At 53.4% G+C, this 15,973-nt stretch carries 13 protein-coding genes; 1 reads left to right on the top strand and 12 read right to left on the bottom strand.

Annotation, left to right across the window (positions count from 1 at the left end):
• Positions 1–10: 10 nt before the first annotated feature.
• The 5 genes from J2Z49_RS09930 to J2Z49_RS09910 form a co-directional block, all read right to left on the bottom strand.
• A complete protein-coding gene (locus J2Z49_RS09930; RefSeq protein WP_307402664.1) occupies positions 11–619 on the bottom strand; it encodes an FmdE family protein in 609 nt (202 codons plus the stop codon).
• A 323-nt stretch (positions 620–942) separates the two neighbouring features.
• Positions 943–1,800, bottom strand: coding sequence for a metal ABC transporter permease (locus tag J2Z49_RS09925; RefSeq protein WP_307402662.1), 858 nt, complete (start codon positions 1,798–1,800; stop codon positions 943–945).
• A 72-nt stretch (positions 1,801–1,872) separates the two neighbouring features.
• On the bottom strand, positions 1,873–2,709 hold the full coding sequence (locus J2Z49_RS09920; protein ID WP_307402659.1) for a metal ABC transporter ATP-binding protein: 837 nt from the start codon (positions 2,707–2,709) through the stop codon (positions 1,873–1,875).
• Positions 2,687–3,532 (bottom strand): metal ABC transporter substrate-binding protein, encoded by an 846-nt coding sequence (locus J2Z49_RS09915; protein WP_307402657.1) that lies wholly within the window; start codon positions 3,530–3,532, stop codon positions 2,687–2,689. The genes J2Z49_RS09920 and J2Z49_RS09915 overlap by 23 nt, the downstream gene beginning before the upstream one ends.
• A 339-nt stretch (positions 3,533–3,871) precedes the next feature.
• Positions 3,872–4,480, bottom strand: coding sequence for a class I SAM-dependent methyltransferase (locus tag J2Z49_RS09910; protein ID WP_307402655.1), 609 nt, complete (start codon positions 4,478–4,480; stop codon positions 3,872–3,874).
• Positions 4,481–4,932: 452 nt separating this feature from the next.
• Here J2Z49_RS09910 and J2Z49_RS09905 point away from each other — a divergent pair, with 452 nt between their 5' ends.
• Positions 4,933–5,364: a ribonuclease toxin HepT-like protein gene (locus tag J2Z49_RS09905; protein WP_307402653.1), complete on the top strand. Its 432-nt coding sequence runs from the start codon at positions 4,933–4,935 to the stop codon at positions 5,362–5,364.
• Positions 5,365–5,450: 86 nt separating this feature from the next.
• Here J2Z49_RS09905 and J2Z49_RS09900 read toward each other — a convergent pair whose 3' ends face one another.
• From J2Z49_RS09900 to J2Z49_RS09870, 7 genes are all read right to left on the bottom strand, one after another.
• Entirely contained in the window at positions 5,451–5,792 is a 342-nt protein-coding gene (locus tag J2Z49_RS09900) for a CGGC domain-containing protein (RefSeq protein ID WP_307402652.1), read from the bottom strand.
• 109 nt (positions 5,793–5,901) lie between these two features.
• Positions 5,902–6,648, bottom strand: a complete 747-nt coding sequence (locus tag J2Z49_RS09895) for a DUF4198 domain-containing protein (protein WP_307402650.1) — start codon at positions 6,646–6,648, stop codon at positions 5,902–5,904.
• A 90-nt stretch (positions 6,649–6,738) separates the two neighbouring features.
• On the bottom strand, positions 6,739–7,533 hold the full coding sequence (locus J2Z49_RS09890) for an FmdE family protein (RefSeq protein WP_307402648.1): 795 nt from the start codon (positions 7,531–7,533) through the stop codon (positions 6,739–6,741).
• Between the two features lie 965 nt (positions 7,534–8,498).
• The gene (locus J2Z49_RS09885) at positions 8,499–9,077 is read right to left on the bottom strand and encodes an FmdE family protein (RefSeq protein WP_307402646.1); all 579 of its coding nucleotides are present in this window, start codon (positions 9,075–9,077) and stop codon (positions 8,499–8,501) included.
• A gap of 175 nt (positions 9,078–9,252) precedes the next feature.
• Entirely contained in the window at positions 9,253–10,332 is a 1,080-nt protein-coding gene (locus tag J2Z49_RS09880; protein ID WP_307402645.1) for a radical SAM/SPASM domain-containing protein, read from the bottom strand.
• 34 nt (positions 10,333–10,366) lie between these two features.
• Complete coding sequence (gene cobN, locus J2Z49_RS09875; RefSeq protein ID WP_307402643.1) at positions 10,367–14,140, bottom strand: cobaltochelatase subunit CobN; 3,774 nt, start codon at positions 14,138–14,140, stop codon at positions 10,367–10,369.
• A gap of 19 nt (positions 14,141–14,159) precedes the next feature.
• Positions 14,160–15,869, bottom strand: coding sequence for a carbon-nitrogen hydrolase family protein (locus tag J2Z49_RS09870; RefSeq protein ID WP_307402641.1), 1,710 nt, complete (start codon positions 15,867–15,869; stop codon positions 14,160–14,162).
• Positions 15,870–15,973 lie beyond the last annotated feature (104 nt).

Genomic DNA, 15,973 nt, shown 5'->3' with positions numbered 1-15,973 from the left:
TTCCCCTCTGTTACCATCCCCTGGTATATTCGCCGGCACAGGGTATGCAGGCAAATTTTCCATCCCGCACTCTGGCCCGGACCTCGGAAACCGGTTCACCACAGAAAGCACAGGTTACCGAATTAAAAATGCGCGCCTTCGGCGGCAGTTCTACCTTCACATGTTGTACCTCACAGAACTCTTCCGGCGGGGCTTCGAGAATATACCGAATGCGCTGCTCTTGAAGCTCCCGGAAGAGCTGCCGCTCCCTCTCATCGGCGGTGCCGCCGAATACTTTGTCCCTTAAGGCCCGGAATTCATCGTTTTGCCGCCACGCGCCCCCCTTGACCGAAACGCGTACCGCTTTGCCGCTTTCCCGGCAGATAAAAGTAAACACATGCTTGCCGTGATCCCGGTACAGCAAATTGCCCTTACCCAGGGTGCAGCCGGTAAGTACCATCACTGCATCCACACCGCAGGCATCGTTCTCCACAATGGCCACCAGTTCTTCATCCTCCGCGCGGTGCCCGGCCAGCTCTTGCAGGCCGATTTTTGCCGCCCGGTAGCCCACGGCCAGGCCGGGGCAGGAATGCCCGTGAAACTCCACGCATTTTTCCCAATCACTTTTTTCCACACACATAACTGCTCACTCCTTCGCCGTAATATCCACGTGTAAGTTTATTCTACCCCGGTGGGTAGAATATCCTGCCTTAACTGAAAAATTGTACAATAATGACAGGCTGGATTGCTCCGCCCCCCGGGCAATCTGTTCCACCTTTTCTTTATCTGAAATTACTGGCCCTCCGTCCTTCGCTTTTGCTTTTCATTTGCCCTTTTTCAGGGCACAATAGATCGGGATGGGATCTGGAAAGGCAGGAGGAAAACAGGGGGAAGCGGGGCTAACATCAAAACCGAATCGCCGGGCAGCACCTGATTGGTGTCCGGTGCTCTTTTCAGGGTCGATTAAAAAAGAACTTTTCCCGGACCCGCTGATACTTCATCCTCCCACTTTTTAACTTTGCGCTTGGGAGAAAAGGAAGCCGCGATGACAAAGATAACCGCGGAGACAATGACAATGGTGGCTCCACTGGGCAGGTCAAATAAACAGGAAAGAAAAAGCCCCACCCAGGTGGAAAGAACACCAAAGAAGGAAGATAAAACAAACATTAGCCGCAGGTTATAAGTCAGCTGGTAGGCTGCAGCCGCAGGGTTTAAGATCAGGTTAAAAATAAGCAGGCCGCCGATGCTGCGTAAAGAAGCAGTGATTACCGAACCGGTTAAAAAGAGCAGGCCGTAAAAAATTAGGCTGGCCGGAATGCCTACGGCCAGGGCAACTTCCCGGTGAAAAATCACAGCCTGAATTTCTTTAAAAAAGAGCACCACCAGGCTCACTACGACCGCTGCTACAATAGCCAGCAAAAGCAGGTCGCGGTCGTTCACCGTAAGGATGCTTCCCCACAAAAGCTCCAGGGCCTGGGTTTTCGGGCCGGGCAAAAGGCCCATAAACAGAAAAGCCATCCCCATCGTAACGGAAAAAATAATACCAATGGGCGTATCGGGGTTAAACTCTCCCCGGTCGGCCAGCGGCCCGATTACCGCTGCTGCCACCAGACTGAATAGAAAAGCCCCGGCCAGGGGATTAAAACCCAGCCAGGCCCCGCAGAGCGCCCCGGCAAAAGCGGCGTGGGAGATGGCCACCCCGATAAAAGAAAGGTTCATCGTGACAACGAAAACCCCGATAAGAGAACAGGCCACACCCCCAAGCAGACCGGCCAGAATGGCATTTTGCATGAACTGATAACTCAGAATAGAAAGATCCACATTTATCGCCCCTTGGTGGTAGCTAACGTCTTGGCCTCTTTTTTGGCAATGATTATTTTGGAATCCAATGCGTCACTGAAGAGCGACCGCATTTTCCATCATATTTTCGCCACCGAACAGGAGGTCCAGAACCTCTTCCCGCAGTACTTCCGCCGGCGTGCCCTGGGCCCAGATGCGACCCTCCTTCATTAAAATCAGCCGATCGCAAACTGCTGCCGCCGTTTTCAGCTCGTGGGTCACCATCAGGGTGGTCAGGTGGCGGGAGCGATGGATTTCACTGACCAGGGTCATTATCTCCACCCGCGCCCGGCGGTCCAGGGCCGCGGTCGGCTCGTCCAAAAGAAGGATCTCCGGTTCCTGGGCCAGGGCACGGGCAATGGCCACCCGCTGCTGCTCACCTCCTGAAAGATGGCCGATGGGGCGAGAGGCAAGGTGGCTCATGCCCACCAGATGCAACATGCTGTCCACCACCCGCCTGTCGGCCGGCCCGGGCCGGCGCAGCAGGCCCAGGCGGCCGTAGCGCCCCATCATGACCACTTCCCGCACACTCACCGGCATCCGGGGATCAATGTTCTGAATTTGCGGCACGTAGCCAATCCGCCGGCGCAAAAAGGCCGGGCAGCCCTTTTGAAGCGAGTAGCCCAGCACTTCCACCCGCCCCTGGAGGAGTTTACCCAACCCGTTCACCAGGGTGAGGAGGGTAGTTTTACCGGCCCCGTTCGGCCCGATGATGCCGACCAGCTCGCCCTTTCTAACAGACAGCGAAACGCCCCGTAAAGCTACATCTTCACGGTAGGAAACGACGGCATCTTCTATCCTTATTAGAGCAGCCCCGTTGAACAGCCCATTTTCCGGAATACTGTTCCACCGTCCGGCGAGATTAATTTTACTTTTCCTCCTTAAGCGCATCCAAAAGCAACTCCACATTTTTGTCCAGGGCGGCGCTCCAGGTATCCGTTTGCGGTAACCCTCCCGGGAAATTGGAGATGGTCACCTGCGCCGCCCCCAATTCTTTCGCTATACCTTTACCTGCGTCCGGACCGCTCTGCAGGTTATCCACCACCAGCTTTACACCAGCCTGTTTTCCTTTGTTGATAAGCTCCTGCATTTTTTGCGGGTTAAGCTCCTCAGGCCGGCCATAAGTAGCCACCACGTCAAAACCGGCCCATTTTAAAAACCCCTGCTGCATATCGGAACAGAGTACCTTCACGCCGCCTGCGCCGGCAGCCTGAAGCCTGGACAGGGTTTCTTTGCCCTTTGACTCAATCTGTGAAACCAGGCGGTCGGCATTTTGCTCATAATAAGCCCTGTTAGATGGATCTTTTTCCATCAATATTCCGGCAATTTTTGTAACCGCCTCCTTTTGCACCGGGGGTGCCATCCAGTTACCGGCCACGGCAACTTCAACCACCTGCAGGTCCTTATTATGCACCGATTCTATCAGTTCTTTGGTAAACATTTTCCCCTGCCAGTCGTGGCGCAAAAATAGCCTGACCTCGGCCAGCTTTTGCACATCGCCCGGCTTCAGATCAAAATGCCCCGGGCAGGCAGCAGGGGGGACAATATTCACGGTTTCTACTTTATCACCGCCGACATTTTTGACAATATCAGCAATCAATGACGTACCCGTAGCAACTTTTAGCTTCGGACTTTCTTTCGCCGCACATCCAGAGATAGCTAACAAAAGAATTACCAGAATAATTGCCGTAATGCGCGAATAAACCCTTTTCAACGCGATTGACCCTCCTCCATTGTAAATGTTCAGTGAACCAGCCTGGGTGCCGCGTTGTCCATGCTCACTCCAGTGCTTCGCGCTGACAAAATGGTTTTTACCGCAAAAGCTAAAAATTCTCGCTGCAGCGGCATCAGAAAAAGTCTGCACTAACTGAAATAAACCGATGCCGCTGCCATACTCGCTTTGGACCGGACTAGCGGTGCTGCAAATGCGGCATGGCACTTACACCTTTGACTTGCATCTTATACCGTTTCAGTAAGTTACCTTTTCTTAAGCTACATTTCGGTGCCGCTGGTTTCGCGCCGCTGTCCGGTTACCCCCCCATTTTATTCCCGGTTAACTTTTTAAAACGGGTTTACGTGCTTTCAAAACATATTTCTCCCTTGTATTGATAATTTCAACCCCCACTAACCCGCACTGCCTGCACAATTCCTGCATTTTATCATCGTCGGGAATCAGATCGCTGGCGACCACCCCCCCTAATGACCGGTGTAAATCGTTTACCGCCTCCCTGCTCATGGAATGGCAGATGACCAGCCTCCCGCCAGGCTTTAAAATGCGGGCCATTTCGGCCAGCGCACGGGGTTTATCGGTAACATGAGGAAAACAGGAGTTGCAGATGATCTCATCGAAAGTATCTTCCTGAAATGGCGTACAGCTTATGTCCGCCAGTACAAATTCCACATTCCCCGGATTTTTCGCCCTGGCTCTGGCCAGCATCTCTTCAGCAATGTCCAGCGCCACCACTTTGCCTTCTGGACCGGCCGCTTCAACAAGAAAAGGTAAAAGAACCCCCGTACCGGTACCTACGTCCAGAATAAAGCTCCCGGGTCTGATGGCAAGCTCATCGATGATTTTTTTCAACCGCTCCAATGTCTCACCAGTCAATAAATTGTCCCAAATGGGTGCCTTTTGGTTAAAATAATCCCGGTGTGCATCAGCCATCAACATCTACCTCCCATATTAACGGCCACGATAATTGGCTTTAATAACCTGCGGATGAAGGGAATCCCTTTTTATCCCGGGTACCAGCCCCCAAAAACAAAAGCCACGGGCACCCTCCTTACCCTTTCTGGGAAGGAAACAGGGAGCCTCCGTGGCCTTGTATCTTTACCTGTCCAGTCCAGGTCCAGCTTGCCCGTTCTGATCCCGTCTTCGTTACGGGGTTAAAGTTTCAGCAAAAATCAGTATTCCTCAGTTTTTTTATGGTTATAAACAACGGTAGTTTGTTTAACTATTGTTTAAACCATTGTAAGGCAATTAAGAGAAAATGTCAACAAAAACTCTTCTTTATGATCTGGCTGAAAAGCCTGTTCCCATTACCGCACGCCGCAGTATTGCGACAGTTTGTAATGAGTCAGGAGGAGATCATTCACAATCCTTGCATCTGCAAATCCTTGCCAGAGATTATCGTAGGCAAAATTCATTCCCTGGGTCAGGAAATAAACCGTATTTCCGGCAAGATTCCCGAAGAAAAGCTAATGGCCCTGGCTGGCTACCTGCACCACTTTTACACTGGAATAGAAGACATTTTAGCGCGGATAATCAAAACAGTGGACGGGTACATGCCCCGGTCCGGGGACTGGCATTCGGAATTGCTCTATATCAGTTCGCGGAAAACACCCGGTGTAAGGCCGGCCATAATCTCGGCTGAAATGCACGAGATTTTGACTGACTACAAGGCGTTCAGACACCTTTACCGTCACGCCTATACCAAAGAACTGCGGTGGAAAAAGATGGACCACCTGGACCTTAATATCCAGGATGTCTGGATGGCATTTAAAAAAAAGTATCATGGCAGTTATTCAATTCCTGCAAAAAATAATTAACGATCTGGAAAAATGAAACTAAAGAGGATAACCAAAAACCCCCGCTAGGATATAAAAGCGGGGGCATGGAAAAACAGGAACGTCAGCTATGCGTAATCATGAGTTCCCTTGACTACTTTAACCCCAAACTTTTCCGTAATCTTTTTGGCAAGCTCGTCCACATCCCTGTAGGGACAGGCCGGCCAGGCGTTAACCATGCAGGTGGAAAGGTGGATAACATCAAAATCTACATTCTTTTTAACACAACCGATGTTTGGGATCAATGATCTCCCGGGACATTCACAGGCCAGGAAACCCACCACACTCACAGAATCATAATCCTTGAAGTTTCCTTCCCGGTCGCGGGCGGCTTTAAAACATTTCCACTCGCCGGGACAGCCGTAACCCTGAGATACGTAGGAACCACAACTTACAATAAGTACATTCACCTTCCGAATCACTCCTTTTTTGGTTTTGTTATAACATATCACTTATCATATGTCAATTAATTACTCCGTTATTTACCAATAAACCAGCTCCAGCAATCCTTCCAACGGGTTATCGCACACCAAAAAGGCTCAGCGTAGCGCTGTACACCTTTTTGTCGTACTCGCCTTCCCGGCCCAGGGTTTCGTCGGCAACCCGGTTGTAAAAAAGCCAGTGCCCGGGATTGCTCAAGATAAACTTCACCCGTCCTGCATCATCAGTTTTTGCGCTTAGCCCCCAGTCATCTTCTTCCCGCAGGCTCCAGGTCGCCTTCACTTCTGTCCCCGGTAAAGGCCGGCCGCGGTAAAGAACTTCCAGAATTACTTCGTCCCCCACCCGGTAAGCACCGGGGGTAAGAATCAGTTCGAGGTCGTGGGCCAGGTTGGTGATTTCCGGTGGCTGCACCACCGGGCCGCAGGCGGCACAGAAATGCCCCACCTGCACGTATGTCTTGGCATACTGGTAGTAGTAGCCCACTTCCCGGGCATCTGGGTACTCTTTACGCGTCCCCCGGCGGTAAAAACCGTCCGCGGTAACCGCCACCGGCCCTACGTCGTTCTCCACCGTCACGGGCCAGAACCCATCCCGGTCGGGCGTAAACGCCACCAGGTGAAACCGGTCATCTCCCGCTTCTACCTTTAAGGAAAGCTTTGCTCCGCCGGGGATCAGCACCCAGGCCGCCAGCCGCGCCGGGTCCGCCAAGCCATCGGGACGCATGGCGTGCCCGTAAAAAATCCGGCACCGGGTTTTATGTCCTTCGTGACCATGACTTCCCTCGGGCAGAACCCAAATTTCGTGACCCTGCACTACCTTCAACATGAAGAACTCCTCCCTTGGTTTAAATGGTATACTTTCAATGAGAGGACAGAAAGGGTCTTGCTGCATTTCTGTAAAGAAACTGTTTTTACTTCAAACCATTTTTCTGGCCGCGCAGATCTGACATAAAAGCTCATCTTCTCCCACCACGGTTTTCTGCACTGCCACCACCTCGCCACAGCAGGAACATTTAATGTAGTCGCGGCGGCAGGCCGTTTGCGGCGGCCGCAGCGAGACCCTGGTCTTTACGAACAAGCTCTCATCGGGAATGCTCAATATCTCCCACACGGCATCGTCAATGGCCTGCTGGTATTCTTCTAAATCGGCTGCACTGGCCTGGCCAGCAACGATCCTCTTTTCAATTTCACCCTGGCGGCTGAGGTCAACAATTGGGTTAATTAAAGCCACCCGCAGGGCCTCCTGCCGGGGTTCAGAACCAGCAGGGAAACTACCAAAGTAATAAACGTGTTTACCCAGATCGTAGGCAAAAAAGTTCTGATTTCCTATGGTACAGCCCGTCATGAACTGTAAGGCATCTATGGCAGAGGTCATGTTTTCTGCCAAAACAAAGAAATCCTTTGCCTTTTCGCGCGTAAGGCCCAGTTCTTTTTGAGCAACCAGTCCGACTCGGTAGCCTACGGCCAGTTCCGGGCAAAGATGCCCGTGGTAATAAACGATGTTTAAAAGGGGCACGGGAACCGCCATCAACTTGCTTGTCCCCTGCGGCAAAGGAGAAGAGTTGTTGCTGCGGTTTACTGGATACAAAGGAATCACGTTGCTAAAACCATGACTTACTTTTTTAGTAGGAACATCGTCCTTCACCCGGTACCTCAAAACCCACCTGCTTTTACAAAAAGGATAATCCTCTTTTTCGCGTACAAGAGTCAAGTTAAAGACGCCTCCATCGGTAAGCAAAAGGTAGTGCAGGTGACCTCCTGTGGACCTGGTTACCAAGATAGGCTCCAGCACCTCGTAGTGTTTGTTGCGCCATTGAAACCCCAGGGGCGTCTGCTGGTGGTTATCGAACTGAACCGATACCTCTTCCTGGATGATGGTAATCTGATCCTGCTGGATCTTTGATAAAATTTTCCTGATATCCAGGACAACTCACTCCCTTCACTTGAAAATTTGCACCTGATGCAAAAAGAAAAAGCCACGGTGACCCTTTCCTTCGTGAAAAGGAAGTCGTGGGCCTTCGTGGCCGTTTATTTTCGCCCGCTCAAATTTATTCTTAAATTAAAGCTTAACCGGTGCTGCACCTGTCCCGGTTAAAAAGGGTCGTTAAACGGAACCGGCTTCTGTACGCGGCAAATTTTTCTTTCGTTCTCAACTCCAGTTTTAACTAGCCGTTAGAAAGTGTCAGTGAACCTCCCTCGGGACAAGCCCGGGGGCTTCGTCCCGAAGGTTTCTCATGTCATCGGAATGCTGCCTGCTAAAACGCAAGTCTTACGCTTTCCTCGTGAGCTACATCCCGGCATTTGCCGGGAAGGCCCGGTCCATAGGCATCTACTACTTCACCATGCGGCTATGTAGATACGTGCTTACTTCAAAGCACCAGTCTCTTTCGGGAATCAGTTTTACGCAGCGGCCCATTGACCCGCTGCAACCCCCTTCCGATTGTCAAAGAGCACAGGTACATTATACCATAGGAATGTATGTTTGAAAAGTACTAATCGCCCTACCGGACGATGCCCCTTTCATCCCACCCCACAAGGGAGTGGATTTTCAGGGGCGGTCTCTATAAAAATGTTGCTCAGGTGAATGGATTGCCCGCGGTAAGTTGTGTCCAATGTGATGGTGTAAAATTGGTCCCCGCAACCATCACTCCCGGTTCTCCTCATCCCTCCGGTAATCTATACTGAGCAATCCTTACAGACTGGACGCCCCTCCTGAAAAAAGGCATAATCTTTCATCATTTCTTCGCCGCAGCGGCTGCAGGTTATCATCTCCAGGCAGAGCTCGGGAAGACGTATTTCTGAATCTACAAATTGCATTTCAAAAATTTCCTCAACCGGGCCTTCCAGGATGTACTTCATCAGGGGCTCCTGGCGGCGGTAAAACTCCTCCCGCTCCTCTTCTGTAGCTACGCCGTTTGCCACCTTTTCCATGAGGGTTACAAAATCATCACCTTCCCTGCTTAGCACTCCTGCCTTTAAGCTTACCCGCAAAGCTTTCCCCTCTCCCATGCAGGCAAAGGTAAAGACGTATTTGCCGTTATCCCTGTAGACAAAGTTTCTCTTACCAAATGTGCAACCCGAGACCACCTGCACCGCGTCGGCGGCACAGGTGCGGTTTTCCACCACGGCCACCAGGCCGTGCCCGGGACCGCCAACACCCAGTTTCCCCAAAGCCACCTTTGTTGCCCGGTACCCAATAGCCAGCAAACAACAGGGGTGCCCATGAAAGGCAATTACTTTTCCCCAATCGGTCATCAGAAAGCCTCTCCTTTCTTTAAAACACGGATCGATAAAGCCGCGCAGTCCATCGACTTACAAATTACATCCAACAAGTTAGATGCCAGCACGTGAACAAGGGCACCGAATACCTGCAGGTGGGTACGCCTCAAGGCAAATCAGTTCACGGTAGACTTTTTCACCGCTTCTCAATTCATATATGAGCACAAGTATTCTCCTTTTTAACAAAATCCAGATAGACTTTCCTTAACAGGCAATCTGCCTCACAGGCACAGTCCACCCGGCCGGTGAGGGCATAAGCACGGGCGGGACAACCGCCGCCGCATAAGAATCTATCCGGGCAATCCCGGCAGCCGGCCACTCTTTCCACGGTACGTCCCAGGAGCGGCGTTCCGGCCAGCGCTTCGGCCAGGGAAAACCTTCCGTCCGTGATCCGGCCCAGGTAAAATTCTGTCAGGCCGCAAAGGGAAGCACAGGGATAAACTGAACCGTCGGGCGAAACGGCCAGTGACTGCCCCGTGGTGGCATAACAGTAATGCTGCCTGGCCACACCCCGGCACAGCAGGTATTTTAACCTCTCCACTTCCCGAAACCGGATTAACGGCCCGCCCAGCCGGGCTATTTCCTGCGCCCGGTGGAAGGCCGCCCGCACGGACCGGTCGAGCAGATCCACGTCCGGCGGGACCGCCTGCCCCTCTCCTCCCCTGCCCACAGGGCGCAGCAAATCCAAAGACAAGCCGTGAACATTGCCCAGATAGGCGGCCAGCTCCACCAATCGGGTCAGGCCGGGCGTACTTTTATCCGTCAGGACTGCCGTCAGGCCCACCTTAATCCCTTCCACGGCCAGGTTCTGCAGCCCCCTGACCACGTCCGGGGTTGAACCTCTGCCCCTGTTATAAGGGCGTAACCGGTCATTAATCTCCGGCGGACCGTCCAGGCTCACCCCTAGCGCCACGCCCAGGGACTTTAATTCCCGGGCCACTGCGGGGGTGATCAGCGTTCCGTTGGTCTGCAGCTGTAATTTAACGGAAAGCCGGCGTGACCGGACATAGGCCGCCACCTCTCTCACCAGGGGCAGGTTTAACAGGGGCTCGCCGCCGGAAAACTGGATTTTAAAAGATCGGCTCCGGGCGGCGGCATAATCCACCGCCTGCTGGGCCACCTCCCAGGTCATGTGTTCTTTGCCTTCGCCTCCCCGGGCATAGCAATAAGCGCAGCGCAGGTTACAATCCGTGGTCACCAGCAAAATAAGGAGCTTTATTTTTTCAGTCATTTGCTCCCACCCGTTAATTTTTACACACTTTCCTTTACTTGTTTAACGGCCACTCCGTCCGGGCTTCCAGTTCGGCTTCTATGTCCAGGTAAAGTTCCCTTAAAGCTTCGTTCATTTCCGGTGCAGCCTGCCACATTCCCCTTTCAATGGCTTCCAGCAAGTGTTCGACAATGTTATGCAAAGCCCACGGATTGACTTCTTTAAACCACTCCTGCATGGATGGATCCAAGACATACTTTTTGGCCAGAGCCTCGTAAAGCCAGTCCTCCAGCACGCCGGCGGTGGCATCCCAACCGAAAGCCACCTCCACCAGGTGGGAAAGGTCCCCCGCTCCTTTATAGCCGTGGCGTTTCATGCTTTCAATCCATTTGGGATTGAGTACCCGGGCCCGGAAAATATGCCTGGTTTCCTCATCCAGAGTACGCACCCGCACCCTTGCCGGATCCGAACTGTCGCCGCTGAAAGACATGGGCGGCTCCCCCTTTATTGCCTTTATCGCCGCCACCATGCCACCGTGGTAGGAGTAAAAGTCATCGCTGTCATACATATCGATCTCGCGGGTATCCTCATTTTTCACGGTGAGTTCCACCATAGCCAGGCGCTGCCTGAAAGCAGGGCGGGCATCTTTGCCATAAGAGCGCCGGCTGTAAGCATAACCGCCCCAGGTGACGTAGACTTCTCCCAGGTCTTTTTCGTCCCGCCAGTTCCTGGCGGTTATCAGGTTGCTTACCCCGGCCCCGTAACATCCCGGGGGATCGCTGAAAATACGCCACAGGGCTTCTTCCCGGGCCTGTTCCGGACTCATGCCCTGAGCTGCTTTTTCTGCCATCTCCTGACGCACGTGGGCAGCTATAAAATTTAAATCTTCCGGCTCGTCCAGATTGGCCACCATTTCCACTGCCTGGTCAATCAAGTGAATGACATTTAAAAAGGCATCGCGGAACATCCCGCTGGCCCTTATGGTCACGTCTATCCGGGGCCGTCCCAGCTCCTCCAGGGGGATTACAGCCAACCCCTTAATTCTCCCGCTTTTTTCATCCCATACCGGCCGGACTCCCATTAAGTACAGCGCCTGGGCTATGTCATCACCGCCCGTACGCATGTTGCTGGTAGCCCATACCACAATGCCAACACTCCCGGGATAGGTTCCCTTCTCCTGCCTGTACCGTTCCAGCAGGGCATCAGCCAGGGAGCGGCCCACCTGCCAGGCCGCACGGCTGGGAACAGCCTGGGGATCCACGGAGTAAAAATTACGCCCGGTAGGGAGAATGTCAGCCATGCCACGGGTAGGAGCTCCCGAAGGTCCAGGGGGCACAAACCCCCCGGCTAAAGCGTTGAGGCAGTTGTCCAGTTCCTGCTTTGTTGCGGCCAGAGCCGGCACTAGCGTATTGCCTGCGTATTCAAGCACCCGGCAAATCTCCTCATTTTGTTTTCCCAGGAGTTTTTGCACTATAAAGGGCGCTTCATCTACCGTATAACCGCCATTTACGAAGGCTTCCAGTATCCGGCGGGCCAGGTGTTCGATTTCATCCAGCATTTCTCCATATGTACGTCCCTGGGCCGGATCAAAATAACTGGGGTTTGCCAGGAGTTGTTCGTAATTGAACCCTTTTATACCGGCTACCTGCTCCCGCAAGGAAGGCACCGATCCATTGGGCAGGCGCGTTAGGGCCAGGAGCATTTCCACCAGAGCCTCGCCTGCCGGCGGCCGGCCCAAAATGTGCAGGCCGTCCCGGATCAGGGTATCTTTTATTTCGTACAGATAAGCGTGTAATTTTTCCAGAAAGCCCTGCCAGTCCTGTTCGGCTGCCTCCCGGCTCATTTGTAAATCCCGATCCAGGTGGGCAGACACCACTTTCTCCCAGATTAAATTGCACAGGGAAGCCAACCTGGAATCATCCAGCATTTTTGCTTCATTGTATTCCTTAAGCAGCACCTCAATTTCGGCCAGTTCATCATATGACCCGGCCCTGGTCATGACCGGCACCAGGTGGTCAATAATGCAGGCATGGGAACGGCGCTTGGCCTGGGTGCCTTCCCCGGGATTGTTTACAATATACGGATAAACGTGAGGCAGGTCGTTAATGGCCAGGTCCGGGAAGCAGGCCGCGGAGAGCCCCACCCCTTTGCCGGGAAGCCACTCCAGTGAGCCATGCTTACCAATATGAAAGACAATATCTGCTTGAAAAACATCCCGCAACCACCGGTAATAGGCCAGATAGTGATGTGGCGGGGAAAGATCCGGGCTGTGGTAAATCTTCGACGGGTCTTCCAAAAAGCCGCGCGGGGGCTGTACACCCAGAAACACGTTGCCCAGAAAGATTCCGGGTACCAGCAGGTGCTCACCGTAATAGAAAACCTCTCCCGGCGGCGGCCCCCAGTCCCGCTCCAGGTGTTCCCGGGCGCTGGCCGGAAAGGTGGAATACCACTGCCGGTAGGTGTTTTTATCCACCCGGGCGGCTGACCGTCTCTCTAATTCCCGCGGGTCCAGCCAGCCCCGCTCGTTTGTTAAACCGGCTAAGATTCTTTCCATCAGGGCGGTCCCGTCAGGGGGCAAGTCTTCCACCAGGTAACCGGCTTCCCGCATGGCAAGTAGCAAACGGTGTACGCTGGCCGGCGTATCCAGGCCGAAGGCGTTGCCGATGCGGTCGTTGCGGGGCGGGTAATTGTGCAGGATAATGGCCACTTTTTTCTCCCGGTTGGGCTTGCGCCTCAACCTTGCCCAGCGCAGGGCCAAAGAGGCCACTTTTTGCATTCGTTCGGCAACGGGCACATATTTAATTGGAGCTGCCCCGGTAAGGGGATCTCTTTCCAATTCCTCCCGGGTGGCCACCGGCACGGTAATCAGATCGCCGTCAAACTCCGGCAGGGCCACGCTCATAACCACGTCCAGCGGGCCGAGACCCTGCTGGCTGTTTTCCCATTCGCTACGGGACGCTACGGAAAGGATGGCTTTGATTAAGGGCACACCCAGGCGCAGGTAGAGATCCTTTTCTTCAACCCGGCTGAAGGTTGGCGTGGCCATGGTTTGGGCAAACATGAGAGTGTTTACCACCACATCCACCAGCGGCCGGCCCTGGCGACTGAAGTAATTTTCCACCACCCAGGCTATCCCCCGGCTACCCAGCTCATCGTTTCTGGTTGCATACAGGAATACCGGCAGGGCTACACCACCCTGGTTTTCTATTTGATTGATCAGCTCGTCCACAAAATCGGTGTTGCCGGCTACCCGGTAACTCTGGTAGAAAAGAATGCCCACCACGGGTTTACCTTCCTTTAGTTTTTCCTCAAGAAGAGCCGCCGCCTGGGCCTCACTCTGACACCCCGGGTAGTATAATCCTTCCCAGGGAAGGGGTTTGGGCTCCGGCACAGGGTAAAACTTGCCCAAATAACGGTTAATTGACCAGATGAGTAAATTTTTGAGGTTCTCTTCCCCGCCGTAACTAACATATAACCGGACAAGCCGGTAATCTTCTTCAGAAAGGTTGCTCAAGCCCAGGAGCGCCCGGGTATCATCCCCCACCGAAGGCAGAACGGCCAGAGGTATGGCCTGTTCTCTGGCAAGAGCCGTTACCCGGTCAAAAGAGGGTAAGGAGTCAGGCCCACCCATCAGGTGCAGGATCACCAGGTGGCAGCAGTGAACCGTATCCAGTAACTCTGCTTCCTTTTCCGGGCCGGTTAAATCCCGCTTTGCGTATGCCAGAACCTCCACCAGCGGACCGTATTCCCGGTGCACGCTCCTGACGGCATTACTGAGGCTGCCCAATTCACCCTCAATGGCCGTGTAAAACAATATTCTAAGCTTCATCCCATTCTCGCCCCTCTTCTTAAAAAAGTTTGTAATGTGTCAGGAGGAGGTCATAATCCACCTTTTCCAGGAACTTCTTCTGCCTGGTTTCCTGCGGGTTTAAAAGCATAATGTTGATCCTGTCCTCATTGACAGGAGACACCAGCCGCACGCGCCTTTCAGAGTACCGGGAATAACTGTAAATTAAGCTGCCGCCCAGGGCACAAAAAGAACCACTGGACCCCCACTGGTTGGCCACCACCAGGTGCATTTGTTCGGCTATCCTGGCTTCCCAGATAAACTGGCTTTTTTCATCATTCCAGAGGGCGGGAACGCAGAGCACATCCACCCCCTGTTTGGCCAGACTCTCCAGGCTTTCCGGGAAAAACAGGTCATGCCCCAGTAAAATGCCCACCCTGCCAAAGGGGAGGTCAAAAAAGCAAAAATCTTCCTGCCCGGGGCGAGCCCATTCCCTGTCGGAGGGACTTAAGTGTATCTTTCTGTATTTTCCAAGCAATCCCGCCGGACCGATCAACACGGCAGTGTTAAACAGTTGACTGTCTTCCCTTTCTAACACCCCCATCACCACATACAGGTCCAGCTTTTCTGCCCTCCGGATAACAGCCCCGGTAACAGGGCCGGGAACCGGTTCGGCCAGTTCTTCTGCCTGTGCTGGTTGAGATATGGCCCCTGTTACAGCAAGTTCCGGAAAAACAACCAGGTCGAGCTTCATCCCCCTGCGGGCAGCCAGGTCTGCGGCCTGGTCCAGGAATGACAAAATGCGCCGGATATTTCTCACCGGCTCTCCAGCCTGTGGAGCAAACTGAACAGTGGCTACGGCAAACTCCTTTCCTGCGGACAACCCCAGCAGCGCCTCCGGTTCAAATTGGGAAAAGGTATCCAGCGTTATACCGGCATAGAATTCCGGTCGCCTGTCGCCCAGCAGGACACCGGCCCCGGGGGTAAAAAATCTCCCGTTTTTTAATGGCAACGTGCCATAAAGGATGGTGTCATTAGCAGACTGTACTTCCTTTAAAACGCTACCGTCGGGGCCAATGATGAACGATTGTGACGCATTACAGTTCATGCTTTTATCCTGACCCGTACGGTTACAGGCCAGTACATAAACTCCGTTTTCCAGAGCCCGGGCACGCCAGAAAACTTCCGGCGGGTAGTGATGGGGCGGCCAGTTGGCCGGGATCAGCAGCACCCGGGCACCTTTCAGGGCAGCCATTCGCGCCGCCTTGTACCAGTATGTGTCGGCACAGATGAGCACACCCACTCTACCAAAGCAGGTTTCTGCCACCAGCACGGGCAGGTTACCCCTGGCCGCCCAGAGATTTTCCTTAAAGGCAGGGGCCAGCTTACGGTGCTGACCCATTACCCGGCCGTCCGGGCCAATGAGCACTGCGGTGTTATAATAAATCCCCGATTTTAAATCCACTTCCGGCAGCCCCAGGCAAATGTAGACCCCGTACCGGCGGGCCAGGGCGCCGAACAATTCTGTGGTCGGGCCGGGAACGGTCTCCACAAAGGGGGAAATGTCCCTTCTGCTTTCAAAGGTATAACCCGTGGTGGCCAACTCGGGGTTTATAATGATCCGGGCACCGCCGGCAGCAGCCTCTTCATTTAAGGCCAGCAACCGCCGCAGGTTATGTTCCTTATTTTTCCACTTGATGGCTGCATGGATTAAAGCCACCCTGACTTCTTCCGGCATCTTTAACACCTCATCAAGAAACTCCTTTTCCACCCGGAAATTTCCGACCGTCCGGCCAGATATAATGCCGGGGTTCCTCCTGGCAATTAAAAACGGGCAATCAAAAACCCCCGCTACGCATAAAGCGGGGGTAGGGA

Origin of the sequence: Desulfofundulus luciae (genome assembly GCF_030813795.1) — a bacterium.
GTDB classification, from domain to species: domain Bacteria; phylum Bacillota; class Desulfotomaculia; order Desulfotomaculales; family Desulfovirgulaceae; genus Desulfofundulus; species Desulfofundulus luciae.
This window is presented reverse-complemented; position numbering and strand designations above follow the sequence as displayed.